At 70.4% G+C, this 21,031-nt stretch carries 16 protein-coding genes; 5 read left to right on the plus strand and 11 right to left on the minus strand.

What is annotated here, in order from left to right; all coding sequences use genetic code 11:
• The first annotated feature begins 455 nt into the window (after positions 1–455).
• Entirely contained in the window at positions 456–1,976 is a 1,521-nt protein-coding gene (locus AB0D93_RS19095) for an alpha-N-arabinofuranosidase (protein ID WP_362120701.1), read from the plus strand.
• 14 nt (positions 1,977–1,990) lie between these two features.
• Here AB0D93_RS19095 and AB0D93_RS19100 read toward each other — a convergent pair whose 3' ends face one another.
• Complete coding sequence (locus tag AB0D93_RS19100; protein WP_362120703.1) at positions 1,991–4,942, minus strand: beta-galactosidase; 2,952 nt, start codon at positions 4,940–4,942, stop codon at positions 1,991–1,993.
• A 75-nt stretch (positions 4,943–5,017) separates the two neighbouring features.
• Here AB0D93_RS19100 and AB0D93_RS19105 point away from each other — a divergent pair, with 75 nt between their 5' ends.
• The gene (locus tag AB0D93_RS19105; protein WP_362120705.1) at positions 5,018–5,476 is read left to right on the plus strand and encodes an Rrf2 family transcriptional regulator; all 459 of its coding nucleotides are present in this window, start codon (positions 5,018–5,020) and stop codon (positions 5,474–5,476) included.
• Positions 5,477–5,606: 130 nt separating this feature from the next.
• On the plus strand, positions 5,607–6,260 hold the full coding sequence (locus AB0D93_RS19110; RefSeq protein WP_362120707.1) for a DUF4360 domain-containing protein: 654 nt from the start codon (positions 5,607–5,609) through the stop codon (positions 6,258–6,260).
• Positions 6,261–6,582: 322 nt separating this feature from the next.
• Here AB0D93_RS19110 and AB0D93_RS19115 read toward each other — a convergent pair whose 3' ends face one another.
• The 8 genes from AB0D93_RS19115 to AB0D93_RS19150 all read right to left on the minus strand — a co-directional run bounded on the left by AB0D93_RS19115 (position 6,583) and on the right by AB0D93_RS19150 (position 16,865).
• On the minus strand, positions 6,583–8,289 hold the full coding sequence (locus AB0D93_RS19115) for a histidinol-phosphate transaminase (RefSeq protein WP_362120710.1): 1,707 nt from the start codon (positions 8,287–8,289) through the stop codon (positions 6,583–6,585).
• Positions 8,290–8,391: 102 nt separating this feature from the next.
• Positions 8,392–9,555, minus strand: coding sequence for an aldose epimerase family protein (locus tag AB0D93_RS19120; protein WP_362120712.1), 1,164 nt, complete (start codon positions 9,553–9,555; stop codon positions 8,392–8,394).
• Between the two features lie 57 nt (positions 9,556–9,612).
• Positions 9,613–10,857: a multiple monosaccharide ABC transporter permease gene (gene mmsB, locus AB0D93_RS19125; RefSeq protein WP_362120714.1), complete on the minus strand. Its 1,245-nt coding sequence runs from the start codon at positions 10,855–10,857 to the stop codon at positions 9,613–9,615.
• Complete coding sequence (gene mmsA, locus AB0D93_RS19130) at positions 10,854–12,404, minus strand: multiple monosaccharide ABC transporter ATP-binding protein (RefSeq protein WP_362120716.1); 1,551 nt, start codon at positions 12,402–12,404, stop codon at positions 10,854–10,856. Before mmsA ends, mmsB begins: the two co-directional genes overlap by 4 nt.
• 44 nt (positions 12,405–12,448) lie before the next feature.
• A complete protein-coding gene (gene chvE, locus AB0D93_RS19135) occupies positions 12,449–13,558 on the minus strand; it encodes a multiple monosaccharide ABC transporter substrate-binding protein (protein ID WP_362120718.1) in 1,110 nt (369 codons plus the stop codon).
• A 38-nt stretch (positions 13,559–13,596) separates the two neighbouring features.
• Complete coding sequence (locus AB0D93_RS19140; protein ID WP_362120720.1) at positions 13,597–14,565, minus strand: hypothetical protein; 969 nt, start codon at positions 14,563–14,565, stop codon at positions 13,597–13,599.
• Between the two features lie 141 nt (positions 14,566–14,706).
• Positions 14,707–15,711, minus strand: a complete 1,005-nt coding sequence (locus tag AB0D93_RS19145) for an alcohol dehydrogenase catalytic domain-containing protein (protein ID WP_362120722.1) — start codon at positions 15,709–15,711, stop codon at positions 14,707–14,709.
• Positions 15,708–16,865, minus strand: a complete 1,158-nt coding sequence (locus AB0D93_RS19150) for a mandelate racemase/muconate lactonizing enzyme family protein (protein ID WP_362120724.1) — start codon at positions 16,863–16,865, stop codon at positions 15,708–15,710. The genes AB0D93_RS19145 and AB0D93_RS19150 overlap by 4 nt, the downstream gene beginning before the upstream one ends.
• 201 nt (positions 16,866–17,066) lie before the next feature.
• On the opposite strand from AB0D93_RS19150, the gene AB0D93_RS19155 reads away from it, so the two are divergent.
• Together AB0D93_RS19155 and AB0D93_RS19160 are read left to right on the plus strand one after the other, a co-directional pair.
• Positions 17,067–18,008 (plus strand): hypothetical protein, encoded by a 942-nt coding sequence (locus AB0D93_RS19155; protein WP_362120726.1) that lies wholly within the window; start codon positions 17,067–17,069, stop codon positions 18,006–18,008.
• A gap of 187 nt (positions 18,009–18,195) precedes the next feature.
• Positions 18,196–19,347: a serine hydrolase domain-containing protein gene (locus AB0D93_RS19160; protein WP_362120728.1), complete on the plus strand. Its 1,152-nt coding sequence runs from the start codon at positions 18,196–18,198 to the stop codon at positions 19,345–19,347.
• 87 nt (positions 19,348–19,434) lie between these two features.
• Here AB0D93_RS19160 and AB0D93_RS19165 read toward each other — a convergent pair whose 3' ends face one another.
• Positions 19,435–19,854 carry an organic hydroperoxide resistance protein gene (locus tag AB0D93_RS19165; RefSeq protein WP_362120730.1) on the minus strand — a complete coding sequence of 140 codons (420 nt, stop codon included), beginning with the start codon at positions 19,852–19,854 and terminating at the stop codon, positions 19,435–19,437.
• 105 nt (positions 19,855–19,959) lie between these two features.
• Positions 19,960–20,994 carry an NADP-dependent oxidoreductase gene (locus tag AB0D93_RS19170; protein WP_362120732.1) on the minus strand — a complete coding sequence of 345 codons (1,035 nt, stop codon included), beginning with the start codon at positions 20,992–20,994 and terminating at the stop codon, positions 19,960–19,962.
• Positions 20,995–21,031: the final 37 nt, after the last annotated feature.

The raw sequence follows: 21,031 nt of genomic DNA on the forward strand, positions 1-21,031 counted from the left end.
CCGAGCGTACGCGCCCCGCCGTGTCCGCGTCATGCGATCCGGCGAGCGTGGTTCAACCGGGAACGACCTATGAGCCTGCGCCCAACCCATTGACGCGGAAGCCCTTCGACCCTACGGTCCCGTTCGAAGTCACGGGCGCCATTCGATATCTCGAACTAACCTCTTGCAACGTAAGGGCGGGGAATGGGACGACCTGGCCTGATCGCAGGCAACTGCTCACAGCGGCGGGCGCCTTGGCCGTGGCCGGCAGCTTCGGCTTCGCCGCACTCGGCACCGGGGCGGACGCGCTCGCCTCCACCGCGCGCACCCCGCGTGCACTACTGGAACCTCTTCAGCGGCGGCGACGGATTCCAGCGCTGCACCGAACTCGCCGACCACGGCACCCCGAAGCCGGGTCCGAACCCCGTGGGCCGGCGTTCTGGCCGGCCTGTTCCGAAGTGACCCGAAAGGATCCCATGAGCAAGAGCACCGCCCGCTTCACCCTGGACCCCGCTTTCACCGTCGGCCCGGTCAGCCCCCGCCTCTTCGGCTCCTTCGTGGAACACCTGGGCCGCTGCGTCTACACCGGCATCTTCGAGCCCGGCCATCCCACGGCCGACGCCGAAGGGCTGCGCACGGACGTCCTGGACCTCGTGCGCGAACTCGGCGTCACCGCCGTCCGCTACCCCGGCGGCAACTTCGTCTCCGGCCACCGGTGGGAGGACTCGGTGGGCCCGGCCGAGGACCGCCCCCGCCGCCTCGACCTCGCCTGGCACTCCACCGAGACGAACCGCTTCGGCCTGTCGGAGTACATCGCGTTCCTGAAGAAGATCGGCCCGCAGGCCGAACCCATGATGGCCGTGAACCTCGGGACGAGAGGCGTCGCCGAGGCCCTGGAACTCCAGGAGTACGCCAACCATCCCGCCGGCACCGCCCTCTCCGACCTCCGTGCGGCCCACGGCGACAAGGACCCCTTCGGCATCAAGCTGTGGTGCCTCGGCAACGAGATGGACGGCCCCTGGCAGACCGGGCACAAGACCGCCCACGAGTACGGCCGGCTCGCCGCCGAGACCGCGCGGGCCATGCGCCAGGCCGACCCCACCGTCGAACTGGTCGCCTGCGGCTCCTCCAGCCAGGCCATGCCCACCTTCGCCGAGTGGGAGGCGACCGTCCTCCAGGAGGCGTACGACCTGGTCGACCACATCTCCCTGCACGCCTACTACGAGCCGGTCGACGGCGACGTGGACTCCTTCCTCGCCTCGGCCGTCGACATGGAGTCCTTCATCGAGAACGTGGTCGCGACGGCCGACCACGTCGGCGCCCGGCTCAAGTCGAAGAAGAGGATCAACCTCTCCTTCGACGAGTGGAACGTCTGGTACCTCTCCCGCTGGGAGGAGCACGCGAAGACGTTCGAGCGGCACGACTGGCCCGAGGCCCCGCGACTGCTGGAGGACAACTACAGCGTCACGGACGCCGTCGTCCTCGGCTCGCTGCTCATCGCGCTGCTCCGGCACGCCGACCGCGTCACCGTCGCCTGCCTGGCCCAACTGGTCAACGTGATCGCCCCGATCATGACCGAGCCGGGCGGCCCGGCCTGGCGGCAGACGACGTTCTTCCCGTTCGCGCAGGCGTCGGAGCACGGCCGGGGCGAGGTCCTCGACGTGCGCGTGGACTCGCCGACGTACGACACGAAGAAGTACGGCGAGACGGACCTGCTGCACGCCACGGCCGTCCGCGCGGCCGACGGCTCGGTCACCGTGTTCGCCGTCAACCGCAGCCGTGACGACGCCCTGTCCCTCGAAGTCACCCTGAACGGCCTGGAGTTGACGGCCGTCACCGAGCACAGCGCCCTCGCGGACGCGGACCCCGACGCCCGCAACACCCTCGACGACCCCGAGCGGGTCGTCCCGCACCCCGTCGAGGGCACCGCCCTGGCGGACGGCACCCTCACCGCCGTACTGGAACCGCTGTCCTGGAACGTGATCAGGCTGGCGTGATCAGACCGGTGTGATCAGACCGGCGTGACCGGCAGCCCGCCCGTTGCCCTGCCGAGCAGCGAGAGCCGTACCGACCCGGGGCCCGACAGCGTGGTGAACTCCGAGAGGACCGCCAGCGCCAGGGTGTTGGTGCCCCGGGTGCGCAGGATGCCGTTGGGCAGGACGAAGGTGTGCTGCGGGCCCACGTTGTTGATGTACTGGCCCAGGTTCCAGCCGTTGAGGAAGATCTGGGCGCGGTAGGCGCGGTACGGGTCGTCGTCCAGGGTCAGGCCGACCGAGGCGTCGACGCCGGCCGGCACCGACAGCCGGAACGTGGTCCGGTACCAGGTCACGCCCTGGTACCGGGCGGCCCGCGGGAAGGTCGCCCTCTCCCAGTCGTGGTCCCGGAAGCCGGGCAGATGCCAGCCCTCCCGCTCGCCGTACAGGCCGCCGTTGTTCATGGGGCCGCGCACGGGGTCCACCGGCCCCTCGCCCTGGATCCGCCACCTCACCTTCGGCGAGGCGCCCCTGAAGGTGGCCGCCGTCAGCCCGCGGGCCGCCTTGTGGGTGTCGAGCCCCTTGCCGTCCTGGTCGTGCTGCATGCGCCGCACGAGCACGGACAGCACATGCCGGCCGGGGGTGCGCAGTGTGTCACGCACCGGGAAGACCGCCGTGTCCGTCCAACTCCCCTTTCTGACGGTCGTGTTCTTGTCGGGCACCGGCATCCGGTGCGTGCCCAGCGGCTCGCCGTCCAGCCAGGCCATCAACAGGCCCTGGGTGCCCGTGCTGTAGGCCAGCGAGACCTCCGCCAGGCCGGTGGCGTCGGTGAAGGAGCCGCGGTACCAGACGTCCCCGTAGTGGAAGCCGTAGTCGTCCGCGAACAGCACCGGCTGACCGGCGGGGACGGGCGTGGTGCTGAACGACGTCGTCCGGTCCGCGACCTGCCAGCCGGAGTCGTCGAAGCCGGGCCCGGCCTCCGGGTTCTCCCTGCGCATCCGCCAGCCGCCCAGCTCGGGCAGCCGCACCTCGGGCACGGCGGGCAGCAGCCCGGTGGTCATCAGACTGCCGGACATCGTGACCCGGGTGGGCAGGGTGCGTCCGTTCCACACCAGGGTGTCGATTCCGCGCGGCCCCCACACCTCCACAGTCGTCGTCTCGGTGACGTCGCCCGTCAAGTGGACCTCGGAGCCGCGCAGTTCGACGTGGCGCAGCAGCGCGGGGCCGTACACCAGCAGGGTCCCGGACGGGGTGTCGTACGGGAAGAGGCGGACCGCGGTGGCGTCGTCGGCGAAGAGCAGCAGCAGCGGGGTGTCGGTCTCGCCCTTCTGCACCAGCACCCGGGTCAGCCCGCCCTGGCCGAGCGGCACGTTCACATGCAGTTCGTCGTCGTCGAGGGCCCAGGCGGCCTCCGGGTCCAGCCGCATGACGTCCGGCTCGGCCGGGCACCGCAGCACCAGCTCGGCCATGTCGCCCAGGCGCCCGGAGAACGCCGCGATGTCCTGCCGCCCCGCCGTCAGGCACAGCATGGGCGAGGCGGTGGAGTACTTCAGCGTCCGCCGGCCCAGCTTCAGCCCGGTCGTGAACAGCCGGGCGTCCCTGCCGGGCACGGTGATCCGCAGCCGGCCGGCGTCGGTCGGCAGATCGGTGGTGACCTCGTCCGCGCCGTCGTTGCGGGCGACGTAGACATGGGCGCCGGTGTCCGGGTTGGTCAGGTGGTAGACCTTCAGGCCCGCCGCGTGCACGTCCGCCGCCCGGTCCAGCTTGGCGAAGTCGGGCACGCGCTGGAGCAGATGGCCGAGCTGGTGCATCGGCGCGATCTTCTCGGTGACGTTCCGGCCCTCGTCGATGGCGGCGCCGTAGTCGTACGACGTGTAGACGACCGGCGCGGGCAGCCAGCCCCAGGAGGTCCCGCCGAAGGTCATGTAGACGTTGTGCAGGGTCAGGCCGTTGGCGAGGTTCGTGAGGTAGAAGCGGCGCTCGTAGGCGGCGTCCCTCGTCCGCCGTGACTCGGCGTACCCCAGGCCGTCGAACCAGGCCCCGCCCCACGGGTCGAACCAGCCGCCGCCGAACTCCGGCACGAACCCTGGTGTGGACGGCGAGGCACTGGCCCCGCCCTTCGTCCCGCCGGGCCCGAACGTGCCCCAGTCCGGCGGCGTCTGCGACGGCGACGGGTACCCGTCGAAGCCGTACAGCCAGCCGCCCTTCTCACCGCCGGTGTCGAACGAGCCGGGCGTCCAGTAGCCGTTGCGTCCCTTGTCGTTGTGGAACAGCGGCACGTCGATGCCGTCGGCCCGCACCTTCTTGTACAGGTGCGACAGGTACGCGCGGCCGGTGGCGTCGACGTGGGCGTCGTACTCGTTCTCGATCTGGTACAGCAGGACCGTGCCGGTGCCCTGGGTGAACAGGTGCCGGCGGGCCATCCGGTTCACCTGGGTCAGCCAGGCGTCGGCGTGCCCCAGGTAGGCCGGGTCGTCGGTCCGGGCCGTGCCCTTCGTCGCCGTGAGCCAGCCGGGGAAACCGCCGCCGTCCACCTCGGCGTTGATGTACGGGCCGGGCCGCAGGATGACGTACAGGCCCGTCTCGGCGGCCGTCCGCAGGAACAGGTCCAGGTCCCGGACGCCGGTGAAGTCGTAGTGGCCGGGCGCGGGGGAGTGGTAGTTCCAGGCCACGTAGATGCTCACGGCGTTGTAGCCGTGCGCCCGCATCTTCTGCAGCACGTCCCGCCACAAGGAGGGGCTCGGCAGCCGGAAGGGGTGCATCTCCCCGGACCACACCACCAGGCGCCTGCCGTCGACGAGCAGCGAGTACCGGTCGTAGCCGATGGTGTGCGGCCGGCCGTCGGCGCTCGGCGGGGCGGGTGCCGGGCCGGTCGGCACGCTGCGCGCCGCGTACGCCGAGGGCGCCCCGGGGCCGCCGCTGCCGCCCAGGGCGAGCCCGAGCGCGGTCGAGCCGGCCAGGGCACTGAAAGAACGTCTGCTGAGCGCCAAGGTGGATCCTCCCGGGCGATCTTACGGGGCGCGGGCGAGGCCATTCTCCCTGCGGCGACGCCGCACAATGGACCCATGAGGATCTCGGCGCGGGCGGACTACGCGGTACGGGCGGTACTGGAGCTGGCTGTACGGCAGGGTAACGGCCCAGTGAAGGCGGAGGAAATCGCCGCCGTCCAGGACATCCCGCACAAGTTCCTGGAAGGGATCCTGGGCGACCTGAGGCGGGCCGGGATCGTCGACAGCCGGCGCGGCGGAGGCGGCGGTTACCGGCTGGCGCGGGACGCGGCCGAGATCACGGTCGCGGACGTGATCCGTGCTGTGGACGGCCCGATCGTCTCGGTGCGCGGAGAGCGTCCGACGGGACTCGCCTACACCGGCACCGCACAGCCCCTGCTGCCCCTGTGGATCGCGTTGCGCGCGAGCGTCCGCCGGATCCTGGAGGGTGTCACCCTCGCCGACCTCGCGGCGGACGCGCTGCCGGATCCGGTGCGGGCGCTGGCGACGGAGCCGGCGGCGTGGGAGAACCCGTAGAACGCGGTGTGAACGGCCGGTTGTGAATGGCCGGAGTTGAACCTCCCGGTGGTGAGCGGGGCTCCCTACGATGCGGAGCGCTTCACAGGTTCCATACAGACCCCCCACACCTTCGACCCCGGGAGAATTCATGGCTGGTGGACTCCTCCTGAGCGGTGCCGTGGCGGCGCTGCTCACCACCGCGCTACCCGCGCACGCGCCCGCCTCGGGCGTGTTCGACAACCCGCCCCCGGACAAGATCGTCATCGACGTGGCGACGGTGAACGGCTCCGGCTGTCCCGAGGGCACCGCGGCGGTCGCCGTCTCGCCGGACAACACCGCCTTCACGGTGACCTACAGCAGCTACCTGGCCCAGGCCGGAGGCAACTCCGACCCCACGGCCTTCCGCAAGAACTGCCAGCTCAACCTGGTGGTCCACGTCCCCCAGGGCTTCACCTACGCGATAGCCAGCGCCGACTACCGCGGCTTCCTGTCCCTGCAGCCCGGCGCGAGCGCCACCCAGAGAGCCTCGTACTACTTCCAGGGCTCCTCGCAGACCGTCCCCAAGAGCCACCCCTTCAGCGGCGCCTACAACGACGACTGGCAGGCCACCGACAGCACGGACTGGGCCCAGCTGGTGTGGGCGCCCTGCGGGGTCCTGCGCAACTTCAACATCAACACCGAGCTCCGGGTGAACGCCGGCACCACCTCACCCAACAAGGTCAGCTTCATGACCATGGACTCCACGGACGGTGACATCAGCACGGTGTACCACCTGGCCTGGAAGGAGTGCCCGAACAAGTAGGCCCGGCGCCCGCCACGCCCGGTCACTCCGAGCAGGCGGTGGCCCCTGTCGGTCCCTGACGGTCACCGCCGGTGAACGGTCATCCGTCGGTTGACCTGCGGAATCGTCGGGCCAGGGGCAACGGCCGCCAGAGGCGCGCGAGGGACGCACGTCGACTACACCTGCCCTCGCGCGCCGCCCGGCTCGAACACTCACCGTGAGCGCGGCTCCGCCACTTCTGTGCACGCGGCGTGCTGACAGCAGCTTCGTCGCGCGCCACGTGTCAACCTGCGCGACTGGACCAGCGGTTGGCCGGTCGCCCACTGACGCGGCGGGACCGCCCTCACGCCCCCGCCGCGTTCGGCCAGCTCTGCGCGTTGGGCCACCCCGTGGCCGGGGCCGGGGTCAGATCGGAAGCCGGCGCCGTCATACCGCGTACCTGAGCCGCCGTCAGGCCACCGCGCGCCGGGACACCGGGCGGGGTCGGCGCGACGGCGGCAGCGGGAGCCGGTACCGGGGCGGGGGCAGGTACCGGCATGGGGGCCGGCACCGGAGTCGGAGCGGGCAACGGCGTCGGCAGGGGAGCGGGCGCCGGCACCGGGGGCGCCGGCTGCGGGACCGGCACCGGTGCCACCGGCTGCTGCACGGGTGCCATCGGCTGCGGCGCGGGTATCTGCTGAGGCGCCGCGGGCACCGGCTGAGGCGCCGCGGGCAAGGGCGCCGCCGGCATCGGCATCCCGGCGCCGGGCGGTACGGCGGCGGGGAGCGGCATGCCGGTGCCGACGGCCGGAGCGGGAGCGGCGGCCATGGCCTGGGCCTGTGCGGCCAGCCCCGGCACGCCGCCTCCGTTGGTCTCGCTCATCAGCCGGTCCACCGCCGCCGTACCCGAGCTGTAGCTGGTCCCGGTGCCCAGCTCGGGTACGGCGGCTCCCCTCCTGGTCCCGTAGAGCACCTGTTCCAGGCCGGACACCAGGCGACGCACGTCGACCTGGGGGCGCACCACGAGTCTCAGGAAGCGACTGGAGGAACCGATCTTGTTGCCGCACTCACGGACCAGGATCCGGTGCTCGGTGAGCATCCGGTCCCGGACCACCGTGCCCTCGGCGCCGACGGGCAGGCGGACGAAGAGGAAGTTCCCCTGGGAGGGGTACACCGTCAGGCCCGGGAGCGCCGACAGGTGGCTGGCCATCTCCAGCCGGTCGCGGCGGACCTGCTGGAGGCTCTGCGCGTACTCGGGGCCGTGCTCCTTCAGCATGAACACCACGTGCTCGGCGAAGGCGTTGAGGTTCCATTTCGGGAGCATCGAGCGGACCCGGCCCGCCAGGGCCGGGTTCGCCACCAGGTAACCGAAGCGGACGCCGTGCAGGCCGAAGTTCTTGCCGAGGCTGCGCAGCACGATCACGTTGGGCCGGAGCATGGCCTCCTGGACGACGCTGGGCTCGGTCTCCGCGTCGGCGAACTCCAGGAACGACTCGTCCACGACCACCAGGTCCAGGTCCGCCATCGCGTCCATGAACTGCACCAGCTGCTGCTTGCGCAGATAGCCGCCGTCGGGGTTGTTGGGATTGCAGACGACGGCCACGCGGGTGCCCCGGGTGCGGATGAAGTCCGCGTACCGGGCGAGGTCCAGCGCGAAGCCGCTCGCCTCCTGGAGCGGGAACATGTCGACCCGCTTGCCGGTCTCCATCGGCTGGTCGGTCCAGCGGCCGAAGGTCGGCACGGGGATCGCCAGGGACTCGCGGACCAGCAGGTGGTCGATCCAGGTGATCAGCTCCGTCGACCCGTTGCCCATCGCCACGCACTGCGGCGGCAGCTGGAGCAGGGAGCACAGCTCGCCGGTGATGGTCTCGGCGCTGCTCGGGTAGTACGTGACGATCTCGCGCAGCCGGGCCGACATCTCCTCGAACATGGCCGGCGTGGGGAAGTACGGGTTGCACGGAATGCAGAAGTCCACCGGCCCGGTCCCGTCCCCGCCCTCGCGCGTCAGCGCCGCCATGGAGGGGCTGTGCGCGGCGGTACCGCGGAACAACGAGGTGACGTTGCCGGCCAAAGGGGACCTCCGTTCAGGGTGGCCCGTGCGGGGGAGCACGGGCCACCCATGGATACGGCAGGCACACCAGTGGCGTTCAACTCACCCTGTGTGTGGTGTGGTTCACGCGGAGAACGTGTGGATCGTCGTCGTCCGGTACGTCTGCCCCGGCCGCAGCACGGTCGACGGGAACGACGGCTCGTTCGGGGAGTCCGGGAAGTGCTGGGTCTCCAGGGCCAGGCCGTCACCCTGCCGGTAGGTGTGGCCGGACTGTCCGACGAGCGTGCCGTCGAGGAAGTTGCCCGAGTAGAACTGCACACCGGGCTGGTCGGTGAGGATCTTCAGGGTGCGGCCGGAGCCGGGGTCGCGCAGCGTCACCACGTGCTCGGGCCGGGCGGTCACACCCTTGTCGAGCACGAAGTTGTGGTCGTAGCCCTTGGCGGTGACCAGCTGCGGGTGGCCGGTGCGGATGTCCCGGCCGATCGGCTTGGCGTGGGTGAAGTCGAAGGGGGTGCCCTTGACCCCCGCCAGTTCGCCGGTGGGGATCAGGCCCGAGTCGGTGGGGGTGAACCGGTCCGCGGCGAGCCAGAGTTCGTGGTCGTAGATGCTGCCGCTGCCCTCGCCCGCGAGGTTGTAGTACGTGTGGTTCGTGAGGTTGACGATGGTCGGCTTGTCGGTGGTGGCCTCGTAGTCGATCCGCCAGTCGCCGTGCCGGTTCAGGGTGAAGGTGACCTTCGTCCTCAGCGTGCCCGGGTAGCCCATCTCGCCGTCGACACTCGTGTAGTGCAGGTGCAGACCGACGTCGGAGCCGCAGGTGAACGGCTCGATGTCCCACACCTTGGTGTTGAAGCCCTTGGCGCCGCCGTGCAGGCTGTTCACGCCGTCGTTGACGGACAGCTGGTACTTCCTGCCGTCCAGGGTGAACCGGCCCTTGGCGATGCGGTTGCCGTAGCGGCCGATGGTCGCGCCGAAGTAGGTCGTGCCCTTGACGTACGCGTCGAGGGTGTCGTAGCCGAGGGAGACGTTGGCGTACCGGCCGTGCCGGTCGGGGATCTCCAGGGACTGGATGATGCCGCCGTAGGAGAGGACCTTCAGGCGGGTGCCGCCGTTCTCCAGCGACCAGCGGTGGACCTTGGTGCCGTCGGCGAGCGTGCCGAAGAGTTCCTTCACCGGCTTGCGGCCCCCTGACGAAGCGGTGGCGGCCTGGGCGCTGCCCGAGCCGAGGGTGGTGGCGGCGAGGCCCGCCGCGGCTGCTCCTGCCATGACCGTGCGTCTGTTCAGTTCCATGGATGCGGCTCCCGGAAGAGGAGGGGCCCCGCCTTCACCGGCGGGGCCCGATCTGGTTTACGAACCGGACTTGCGCTTGTTCCACACGTCGAAGCCGACCGCCGCCAACAGGGCCAGGCCCTTGATGACCTGCTGCCAGTCGGTGCCGACGCTGAGGAGGTTCATGCCGTTGTTCAGCACGCCGAGGACGAGACCGCCGATGATGGCACCGAGGACGGTGCCGACACCGCCGCTCATGGAGGCGCCGCCGATGAACGAGGAGGCGATCGCCTCCAATTCGAAGCCGTCACCCGCCTTCGGCGAGGCCGCGTTCAGGCGGGCGGCCACCACCAGACCCGCCAGGGCCGCGAGCACGCCCATGTTCAGGAACACCTGGAAGGTGATGCGCTTGTCCTTCACGCCGGACAGCTTGGCCGCCGGCAGGTTGCCGCCGATGGCGTAGATGTGGCGGCCGAAGACCGAGTTGCGCATCACGTAGCCGTAGCCGCCCACCAGGACGCCGAGGACGATCAGGATGATCGGCGCGCCGTCGTAGCTGGCGAGCAGCATCGTGAGGGCGACGATCGCGGCGACCAGGGCGACGAGCTTGAGCAGGAAGAGGTTCCTCGGCACCACGTCGAGGGAGAACTCCTGCTGGCGGCGCCGGTCGCGCACCTCCTGCCACACCACGGCGGCGACCAGGACGATGCCGAGGAGCAGCGTGAGGTTGTGGTAGTTGGTGTTCGGGCCGACCTCCGGCAGGAAGCCGTTGCCGATCTTCTGCAGGCCGTTCGGGAACGGGCCGAGGGTCTGGCCCTTGAGCAGGATCTCCGTCAGGCCGCGGAAGAGCAGCATGCCCGCCAGTGTGACGATGAACGACGGTATGCCGAAATAGGCGATCAGGAAGCCCTGTACGGATCCCGCCACCGCGCCCACCAGCAGGCAGAGCACCAGCGCGAGGGGCCACGCCATGTGGTGCTGCACGGTGAGCACGGCCGCGAACGCGCCCACGAACGCCGTGATCGAGCCGACCGACAGGTCGATGTGCCCGGCGATGATCACCAGCATCATGCCGATCGCGAGGATCAGGATGTAGCTGTTCTGCAGCACCAGGTTGGAGACGTTGCGGGGCAGCAGCAGGTCCCCGCCGGTCCAGAACTGGAAGAGGACGACGATCAGACCGAGCGCGATCAGCATGCCGTACTGGCGCATGTTGCGGCGCAGGCCGCCGAGCACCAGCTGCAACAGGCCCTCGCCGGCGGTCGGTCCGCCCTTGCCCGGCGGTGCGGCCGCCGGAGTCTTGTCGGTGACGTCCGTGCTCATCGCGTTACCTCTTTGTCCTTCGTCATCTGGCGCATCAGCACTTCCTGCGTGGCCTCGGCCCGCGGCACCTCACCGGTCAGCCGCCCGGCGGCCATCGTGTAGATGCGGTCGCACATGCCGAGCAGCTCCGGCAGCTCGGAGGAGATGAAGACGACCGCCTTGCCCTGGGCCGCCAGTCGGTCGATGACCGTGTAGATCTCGTACTTGGCGCCCACGTCGATGCCGCGCGTGGGCTCGTCCAGGATCAGCACGTCCGGACCCGCGAAGATCCACTTGCTGAGGACGACCTTCTGCTGGTTGCCGCCGGACAGCTTCCCCACCGGCTCGAAGACCGTCGGTGCCTTGATGTTCATCGACTTGCGGTAGCCCTCGGAGACCTGCCGCTCGGCCTGCTCGTCCACCACGCCCCGCTTGGCGACCTTCCGCAGCGCGGTCAGCGAGATGTTCCGGTTGATGGTGTCGATGAGGTTCAGGCCGTAGTGCTTGCGGTCCTCGGTGACGTACGCGATGCCGTGCTCCACCGCCTCCGCGACGGACTTCGTACGGATCTCGACGCCGTCCTTGAGGACCGTGCCGCCCGCGTACCGGCCGTAGGTGCGGCCGAACACGCTCATCGCGAGTTCGGTGCGGCCGGCGCCCATCAGGCCCGCGATGCCGACGATCTCGCCCCGGCGCACGCTGATCGACACGTCGTCCACGACCTTGCGCTGCTGGTCGATGGGGTGGTGCACGGTCCAGTTGCGGATCTCCAGCGCGGGGGTCGCGCCCTCCTCCGGCTCGTGCGGGGTGCGCTCGGGGAAGCGGTGGTCGAGGTCGCGGCCCACCATGCCGCTGATGATCCGGTCCTCGGTCGTCTCCGGCGCCTTCACGTCGAGCGTCTCGATGGACCGCCCGTCGCGGATGATCGTCACCGAGCCGGCGACCCGGCGGATCTCGCCCAGCTTGTGGGAGATGATGATCGAGGTGATGCCCTGGTTCTTCAGCTCCAGGATCAGGTCGAGGAGTTTGCCGCTGTCCTCGTCGTTCAGGGCCGCCGTCGGCTCGTCGAGGATGAGCAGCTTCACCTCCTTCGACAGCGCCTTGGCGATCTCCACGAGCTGCTGCTTGCCCACGCCGATGTCGGCGACGCGGGTCTCCGGGTGCTCGTCGAGACCGACCCGGCGCAGCAGTTCGGCGGCGTGGCGCAGGGTCTCGCGCCAGTTGATGAGCCCGCGCCTGGCGTGCTCGTTGCCGAGGAAGATGTTCTCCGCGATGGAGAGGTACGGCACCAGCGCCAGCTCCTGGTGGATGATGACGATGCCGTGCTGCTCGCTCGCCCGGATGTCCTTGAACCGGCAGACCTCCTGCTCGAAGAGGATCTCGCCCTCGTAGGTGCCGTGCGGATGGACGCCGGAGAGCACCTTCATCAGGGTGGACTTGCCGGCGCCGTTCTCCCCGCAGATGGCGTGGACCTCGCCCTGCCGGACGGTCAGGGTGACGTCCGACAGCGCCTTGACACCGGGAAAGGTCTTGACGATCGAGCGCATTTCCAGGACGGGTCCCGCCATGGTCGTGCCTTCCAATCAGTGTGGGGTCGGGCAGAGGGACGGGATCACTTGAGCTGGGACTCGGTGTAGTAACCGCCCTTGACCAGCACGTCCTCGTAGTTGGTCTTGTCCACGCTCACCGGCTGCAGCAGGTAGGAGGGGACCACCTTGGCGCCGTTGGTGTAGGTCTTGGTGTCGTTGACCTGGGGCTTCTTGCCGTGCAGGACGTCGTCGACCATGGACACCGCGACCGCGGTCTCCTTGCGGCTGTCCTTGAAGACGGTCTGGGACTGCTGGCCCGCGATGATCGACTTCACCGAGGCCAGTTCGGCGTCCTGGCCGGTGATGACGGGCAGCGGCTGGCTGCCGGTGCCGTAACCGTCGGACTTCAGCGCGGAGATGATGCCGATGGAGATGCCGTCGTAGGGCGAGAGCACCGCGTCGACCTTGCCGCTCTTGTAGGAGGAGGTGAGGATGTCCTCCATGCGCTTCTGCGCGGTGGTGCCGTCCCAGCGCAGGGTGGTGACCTGGGTGAGCTTGGTCTGCCCGGACTTGACGACCAGTTCCTTCTTGTCGATGTACGGCTGGAGCACCTTCATCGCGCCGTTGAAGAAGTACTGGGTGTTGTTGTCGTCGTTGGACCCGGCGAACAGCTCGATGTTGAACGGGCCCTTCTTGCCGCTGTCCAGTCCGAGCTTGTGCACGATGTAGGTGCCCTGGAGGGTGCCGACCTTCTCGTTGTCGAACGAGGCGTAGTAGTCGACGTTCTTGGTGCCGAGGATCAGCCGGTCGTAGGCGATGACCGGGATGTTGGCCTGGGCGGCCTCCTGGAGCACGTTGTTCAGGGACTTGTTGTCGATGGCCGCGATGATCAGGCCCTTGACGCCCTGCGTGATCATGTTCTCGATCTGCGAGACCTGGGTGCTCGGGTCGTCCTCGCCGTAGACCAGCTTGGTCTTGTAGCCTTTGGCCTTGAGGTTCTTGACCATGTCGTTGCCGTCGTTGATCCACCGCTCGGAGGACTTCGTCGGCATCGCGATGCCGATCGTGGCGCCCTTGACGTCGCCCGTCTTCTCCTTGCTGCCGCCCGAGCCGCTCTGCCCGCAGGCGGTCAGGGTGAGGGCGAGCGAGGCGGTCGCGGATATCGCGGCGAGTGCGGCTCTGCGGTTGCGCATGGTGATCCGTCCTTGATTCGTGTCGGCGTTGAGAGGGGTCACGCGGTGATGGAGAAGCGGTTGAGCCTTCCGGGCAGCCGGGAGCCGAGCGGCGCCATGTCGCCGTCCGCGCCGTGCCGGGCGAGCAGGTCCAGGGCGAGCCGGCCGCGCCGCACCCGCTCCCGGGCGGTGTCCAGGGTCACGTCCCTGAGGTGGGTGCCCCACGGGTAGATGCCGGGCGCCTTGGACAGACCGAACTTCAGGTAGAGCGGGGCGCCGCGCCGGATCAGCTCCGCGACCTCGTACATGCGCACATAGCCGCCGAGGTCGTCGGGGGCCTCGATGTACATGTCCATGGGGGCGCCGGAGACCCGGCGGATCTCGGTGAGGTGATCCAGCGTCAGATCGCTGGGCACGTTGACGGAGTCGGCGCCGAGCCGCTCGAAGACGGCGTACGCGGCCGGGTTGACGGGGCCGATGAGCGCCGAGACCTTCAGCGTGGTGTCGGCCGGGATGATGCCGGTCTCCCGGGCCCGGTGCAGCGTCCACAGCACGCCCTCGTCGGCGACCAGCAGGCACTTGACGCCCAACTCGGTGGCCCGCACGGCGTCTTCGACGCACCCGGCGACGGCGTCGTGACCCCGTGCGCGCAGTCCGGCTCCCCGTGAGTCGGAGCGCACCGAGCCGCCGATGTCCCAGGTGCCGCGCGGGCCGGTGAACAGACAGAGTTCGATGTCGCGTTCGGCGGTGGCCTCGACCATCTCGGTGATCTCGGCGTCGGTGAGCATCCACACGCCGCTGCCCTGGCTGATCCGGTGGATCGGCACATCCAGGCGCGAGGACTCCTTCAGGACGACCGCCAGCGCTTCGGGACCCTCGCACGAGGGGATCTCGGTGCGCCAGCGGCCGCCGCCCGGGAAGCTGTGGGGAGAGGCGTCGGCGGGGTCGAGGGCGGGCGCGGCCAGGCCGAGCGTGGCGAGCACCTGCTCGCCGGGCCTGCGGGCTGCCGGAGCGGAAGCGTCGGTCACTAGCTGTCCTTAGTGTTCGGTATTTCGGACGAGGTTCGCAGCTCGGGGCGGGGGACGGCCCGGGTGGCGCTGCGAAAAAGGCGGCCGTGGTGGTACGCCGGTCAGGGCGCCGTCAGGTCACGTCCTGACCGGCGTACGTCTCTAGGGGCGCAGCAGCACCTTGCCCACCTTCGGATCGCCGGCCCCGACCAACTCGATGGCCTGCGGGAACTCGGTCAGCGGCAGCTCGTGCGTGACCAGCGGCAGCGGCTGGAGCAGCCCGGCCCCGAAGACCCGCACGGTGTGCGCCCAGGCGTCCGGCGGCGCCCCGAAGACGGTGTGCACCTCCAGCTGCCGTACGACGAGATCGGTGGGGTCGAGCCCGTCCGCGCCCGGTGCCGGGATCCCGGTCAGGACCAGCCGTCCGCCGCGCCGGAGCAGTGCGGCGGCGGTGCGTGCGGCGGAGGCCGAGCCCGCCGTCTCGACGACGACGTCGAAGTCGTCCGGGAGCTCCTGGTCCTTGAGCCGGAAGTCGGTCGCCCCGAACCGCCGTGACAGCGCTTCCCGGTCGTCTCTGGTGCCGACGACGAGCAGCTCCGCCGGTGAGACCGCTTTCAGGAACTGCACGGCGAACATCCCGAGGGTGCCGGTACCGACCACCGCGACCCGCTCGCCCGGCCGGGCGCCCGCCTTCAGGGCGGCGGCCGCGACACAGGCGGCCGGCTCCAGCAGGGCGGCGGCGGTCAGGTCGGCGTCGTCCGGCAGCACGTGCAGCAGCCGGGCCGGGAGGGTCAGGGTGGCGGCCATGGCACCCGGCTGGGTGAACCCGGTCTCCTCGTAGCCGTGGGCGCACAGGGTGGTCTCGCCGGCGTGACAGCGGTCGCACACCTGGCAGTTGCGGAAGCCCTCACCGACGACCTTGCGGCCGACGAGGCCCTCCGGCACCCCGGCGCCCACCGCGGCGACCGTCCCCGACCACTCGTGGCCGGGCGTGAGCGGGTAACGGACGTACCCCTCGGGCCGGTTGCCCTGGTACACCTCGCGGTCGCTGCCGCAGATGCCGACCGCGTGCACGGTCACCAGCGCCTCGCCGGGACCGGGCGCCCGGGGCGTGTGCTCCTCGACGCGGTGCCGGCCCGGAGCCTCGACGACGACCTGGGAACTCACTTCGTACCCTTCGGCTTGCGCTGCTCCCAGCCCTCGGCCCACAGGTCGAACCGGGCCTGCTGCTGCGGGAACTCGGCGGCGGCCTCGACGTCCAGCTCGACCCCGAGACCGGGCGCCTCGGACAGGTGGAAGTACCCGTCCACGACCTGCGGCGCCCCCTTGACCACCTTCTTGATCTCCGCGTCCGCGAAGTCGTTGAAGTGCTCGAGGATCTTGAAGTTCGGCGAGGTGAATCCGACCTGGAGGGAGGCGGCGGTGAGCACCGGGCCGCCGACGTTGTGCGGCGCGACCAGCATGTAGTGCGTCTCGGCGGTCGCCGCCAGCTTGCGGGTCTCCCAGATGCCGCCGATGTGGCCGACGTCGGGCTGGAGGATGTCCACGGCCTGGCTGTCGAAGAGCTCGCGGAACTCGATCCGGTCGTGGATCCGCTCACCGGTGGCGACCGGGACGTCCACCTTGGCCGCGACCTTCTCCAGCGCCTTGAGGTTCTCCGGCGGGACCGGCTCCTCCAGCCAGGCCGGCTTGAAGGGGGCCATCTCCTTGGCGAGCCGCACGGCGGTGGCGGGGGAGAAGCGGCCGTGCATCTCCAGCATCAGCTCGGCCTCGGGGCCGATCGCGTCCCGCACGGCCTCGATGAGGGAGACGGCGTAAAGGGTTTCCCGGTGATCCAGCTCGAAGTGCCCGGTGCCGAAGGGGTCGATCTTCAGCGCCTTGTATCCGCGCTCCATGACCCCCTGGGCGGCCTTGTGGTACGCCTCCGGCGTTCGCTCGGTCGTGTACCACCCGTTGGCGTACGCCTTGACCCGGTCCGTCACCTTGCCGCCGAGCAGCTGCCACACCGGCACGCCCAGCGCCTTGCCCTTGATGTCCCAGCAGGCCATCTCGACGACCGCGATGCCGGACATGACGATCTCGCCCGCTCGGCCGTAGTCGCCGTACTTCATCCGGCGTACCAGATCCTCGACCGCGAACGGGTCCGAGCCGAGGATGTGATTGGCCTCGGCCTCCCGCAAGTAGCCGATCAGCGCGTCGGTGTGACCGAGCATCCGGGTCTCGCCGACTCCCGTGATCCCCTCGTCGGTGTGCACCTGGACGTAGGTCAGGTTGCGCCACGGCGTGCCGACCACGTGTGTGCTGATTCCGGTGATGCGCACGGCAGTTGCCCTTCAGCTGTTCGAGATTTCGTCACACGTTCGAAATGTTGGCGTGACAGTAAGGACGGGGTGGCGGGGGTGTCAATGGGGCGAACAGGTAACGGTTTCGACAAGCCTTTCGAGAATTATTTCGGTGATCCACAAAACCTTCACAGACACCCCTAGGAACGTTACCGGCGAGGAATCTAGTCTTCCGGCGTCATGGACTACTGCCACCCGTGCCAACGGCACCTCAACGGCGCCCTGGCCTGCCCCGGGTGCGGGACTCCGGCGCGCCCGGCGGCCGATCCGACGGTCGCCTACGCGCACGCGCACGCGGGGACGGGTGGCATGCCGGGTCACGGCGGTCACGCGCCCGCCGAAGGCGCTTACGACACCCCGTCAGCGGGGTACGGCGGGTACGACGCGCGCATCCCGGCCCAGGGTCACGGCGCGCCCCAGGAGTGGGATGCGCGGTCCGAGCCCGAGCCCGCGGCCGACCACGACCACGACCACGACCGCGACCACGATCCCGACCCCGGCCCGGACGGCGACCCCGAGCCCACGGCCGGGTCCGAGTCCGGTGGCCGGGCCGCCCGGCGCAGGGCACGGGGCGGTGCCACCGTGAGCCCGGCCGACGCGGACTCCAGCCGTCGCGACCGCAAGGCCGCCGCGCACCGGCGCCGGCGCCGGCGTGCCGTGCTGATCACCGCGGGCTTCGTGCTGGCCGCGGGCAGCCTCGGCCTCGCCGAACTCGGCACGGACGCGCCCTTCTCGCCCTTCTCCAGCGCACAGCGCCCGGCGGGCGGTACCGCGGCCGACGGCGGCACGTCCTCGGCGTCCCCCGGCGGCACCGCCGACCCGGCCTCCGGCGCCTCCGGCACCGCCCCCGGCGCGCACGGCTCCGCGTCCCCGAGCGGCACTTCCTCCGCGTCCGCCTCCAAGTCGCCCAAGGACAAGCAGTCCAAGTCGCCCGAGGCGAAGGACACGGCCGCGGCGCAGCAGACCGCCGCGACCGGTTCCGGCGCCACACACCCTGCCCCGGTGCCCCCTGCCCCGTCCCGGCCGGCCGGCACCCCGACCAGCGCTCCGACGACCTCGCACCCGTCCCCGACGCCCGCGCCCAGCAGCACCTGCAGGCGTTTCCTGTGGTGGTGCTCCTGAGCGCTGCCGCGCTGGAGCGCGCCACCCCGCGCCATCCGCCATCCGGGGCAGCGGCAACACCCAGGGGCTCCCGCGGAGGTTGAGTCGAACGGGTGCATCGCGCCGTACCGGTCTCGGGAACGTCCGACGCGGGAACGGGCGTTGTGCGAGGGGGAGCAGCGAGCAGCGGCTCACTTGAGGAGAGCGGATGACGCAGCAGATCGGCGTACACGGCACGGTCGCCGAGGGTTTCGAGGTGGTGCGCGAGGAGTTCGCCGCCTTCGTCGCCGGAGAACGGGACGACTACGAGGGCCAGTTGTGCGCGTATGTACACGGGCGGCGGGTCGTCGACCTGTGGGCGGGCGGGGAGGCGGACTCGCTGTACGGCGTGTTCTCGTCCACCAAGGGCGCGGCGCACCTGGTGGTCGCGCTCCTGGTGCAGGACGGCACGCTGGAGCTGGACCGCAAAGTCACGTACTACTGGCCGGAGTTCGCCGCCGAGGGCAAGGGCGCGGTGACCCTGAGGGACCTGCTGGCGCACCGGGCCGGACTGATCGGGATCGACGCCGGGTTCTCCGCCGAGGAACTGGCCGACGACCGGGCGATGGCCGAACGGCTCGCCGACCAGAAGCCGTTCTGGCGCCCGGGGACGGCCTTCGGCTACCACGCGCTGGTGATCGGCGCGCTCACCGGCGAGGTGGTCCGCCGGGCCACGGGACGCACGCTCCAGGAGGTGTACGAGGAGCGGGTGCGCGCGCCGTACGGGACGGACTTCTTCCTGGGGCTGCCCGAGTCCGAGGAGCGCCGCTTCCGCACGGTCCAGCCGATGCTCCCCACCCCCGAGCAGCAGGCGCTGCTGGACGCCCTGCCGACCGGCCCGCACACGCTGAACTCGATCGCCTTCAACGGCCACGTCCCGTCGCCGGGCACGCTGGACGAGTACGCCAACTCCCGTCTCGTACGGGCCAAGGGACCGGCGTCGGCCGGTGGCGTCGCCTCCGCGCGCGGGCTCGCGACGATGTACGCGGCGGCGATCAGCGAACTGGACGACCGTCCCCCGCTGCTGAAGCCGGACACGGTGGCCGAGGTGGGTCAGATCCACTCCGTCGGCCACGACCTGGTGGCCCGCGCCCACAAGTCGTACGGCCTCGGCTTCCAGGCCACCGCCGACATGTGGCACCCGGTCCTGGGCGCGGGCACCTTCGGCCACAGCGGCGCGGGCGGCAGCCAGGCCTTCGCCGACCCCCGCAGCGGCCTGGCGTACGGCTACACACGCCGGCGGATGGCGTTCCCGGGCGGGGCGGCACCGGAGAACGACGGGCTGGTGAGAGCGGTGCACAGGGCGGCGCTGGCGAGCTGAGGAGCACCCCGTGGCGGACCCCCGCCGAAAGAAGAGACCGCACCCCACGTCCAAGGGTGCGGCCTCCGCTGTCTGAAACGACGGTGCTCAGACCAGCGTCACGGTGATGTTGCCCCGCGTCGCCTTCGAGTAGGGGCACACCTGGTGGGCCTTCTCCACGAGGTCCCGGGCCGCCTCGGCGGAAACGCCGGGAATGCTGGCCGAGATCTCCACGATGATCCCGAACCCGTCGTCGTTCTTGCCGATGCCGACCTTCGCGGTGACGGTCGACCCGGAGACGTCGGCGCCCTCGGCCCGGGCGACGACTCCCAGCGCCCCCTGGAAGCAGGCGCTGTAACCGGCGGCGAACAGCTGCTCCGGGTTGGTCCCGGCGCCGCTGCCGCCCATCTCCTTGGGCGGGTTCACGACGACGTCGAGCCGGCCGTCATCCGTGGCGACCCGGCCGTCCCGCCCGTTCTCGGCGGTGGCGACGGCGGTGTACAGGACGTCGGACTGTGTGATGGGCATGCGGTTGTCCTCTTCCTCGGTCCGCCACGACTCGCGCCCACGATCGACGGCGGATTTCGGAAAGAAGTTACCGCATGACGAAAACCCAGCAGAAGCCGTGGCCCGTCAGAGCTTGACGATCATCTTGCCGATGTTGTCGCCGCGCAGTACCCCGAGGAACGCCTCCAGGTTGTTCTCGATGCCCTCGACGACCGTCTCGCGGTACTTCAGCTCGCCCGAGGCGACCCACGGGCCGACCTTCTGCACGAACTCCGGCTGCAGGTCGTAGTGGTCGCCGACCAGGAAGCCCTCGATGCGGCCCCGGGTCTGGATCAGCCGGGCGAGGTTGCGCGGGCCGGGCGCGGGCTCGGTGTTGTTGTAGACCGAGATCATGCCGCAGACGGCGATGCGGCCCCCCTCGCGGAGCGAGCCGATGGCGGCCTCCAGGTGGTCACCGCCCACGTTGTCGAAGTAGACGTCGATGCCGTCGGGCGCGGCCTCCCGCAGCTGCTCGCTCACCGGGCCGTTCTTGTAGTTGAACGCGGCGTCGAAGCCGTACTCCTCGACCAGCAGCTTGACCTTCTCGTCGGAACCCGCCGAGCCGATGACCCGGGAGGCGCCCAGCAGTTTGGCGAGCTGACCGACCTCGCTGCCCACGGCACCCGCGGCGCCGGAGACGAACACGATGTCGCCCTCCTTGAAGGAGGCGGTGCGCAGCAGGCCGGCGTAGGCGGTCAGGCCCGTCATGCCGAGGACGCCGAGGTACGCCGACAGGGGCACCTCGTGGGCCTTGTCGTCGACCTTGACGGCCGGGATGACCGCCGGGCCCACCTTGACGGCGTTCCTGGCGTCCACGACCGCGTACTCGCGCCAGCCGAAGAAGTGCAGGACGTGGTCACCGGCCTCGATGCCCTCGGCGTGGGAGGTGATCACCTCGCCGACCGCGCCGCCCTGCATGACCTTGCCCAGCTCGAAGGGGGCGGCGTACGACTTCGCGGCACTCATGCGGCCGCGCATGTACGGGTCCACCGAGAGGTACTTGTTCCGTACCAGCACCTGGCCCTCGCCCGGGGCCGGGACCGGGGTCTCGACGAGGGCGAAGTCCTCGGGCTTCGGCCAGCCGACGGGGCGGCTGAGCAGGTGCCACTCGCGGTTGATCATGACGCGCCTTTCCTCTTGCTTCGGGCTGATTGTTTCA

This window comes from Streptomyces sp. NPDC048191, from assembly GCF_040652655.1.
In the GTDB taxonomy this organism is placed as follows: domain Bacteria; phylum Actinomycetota; class Actinomycetes; order Streptomycetales; family Streptomycetaceae; genus Streptomyces.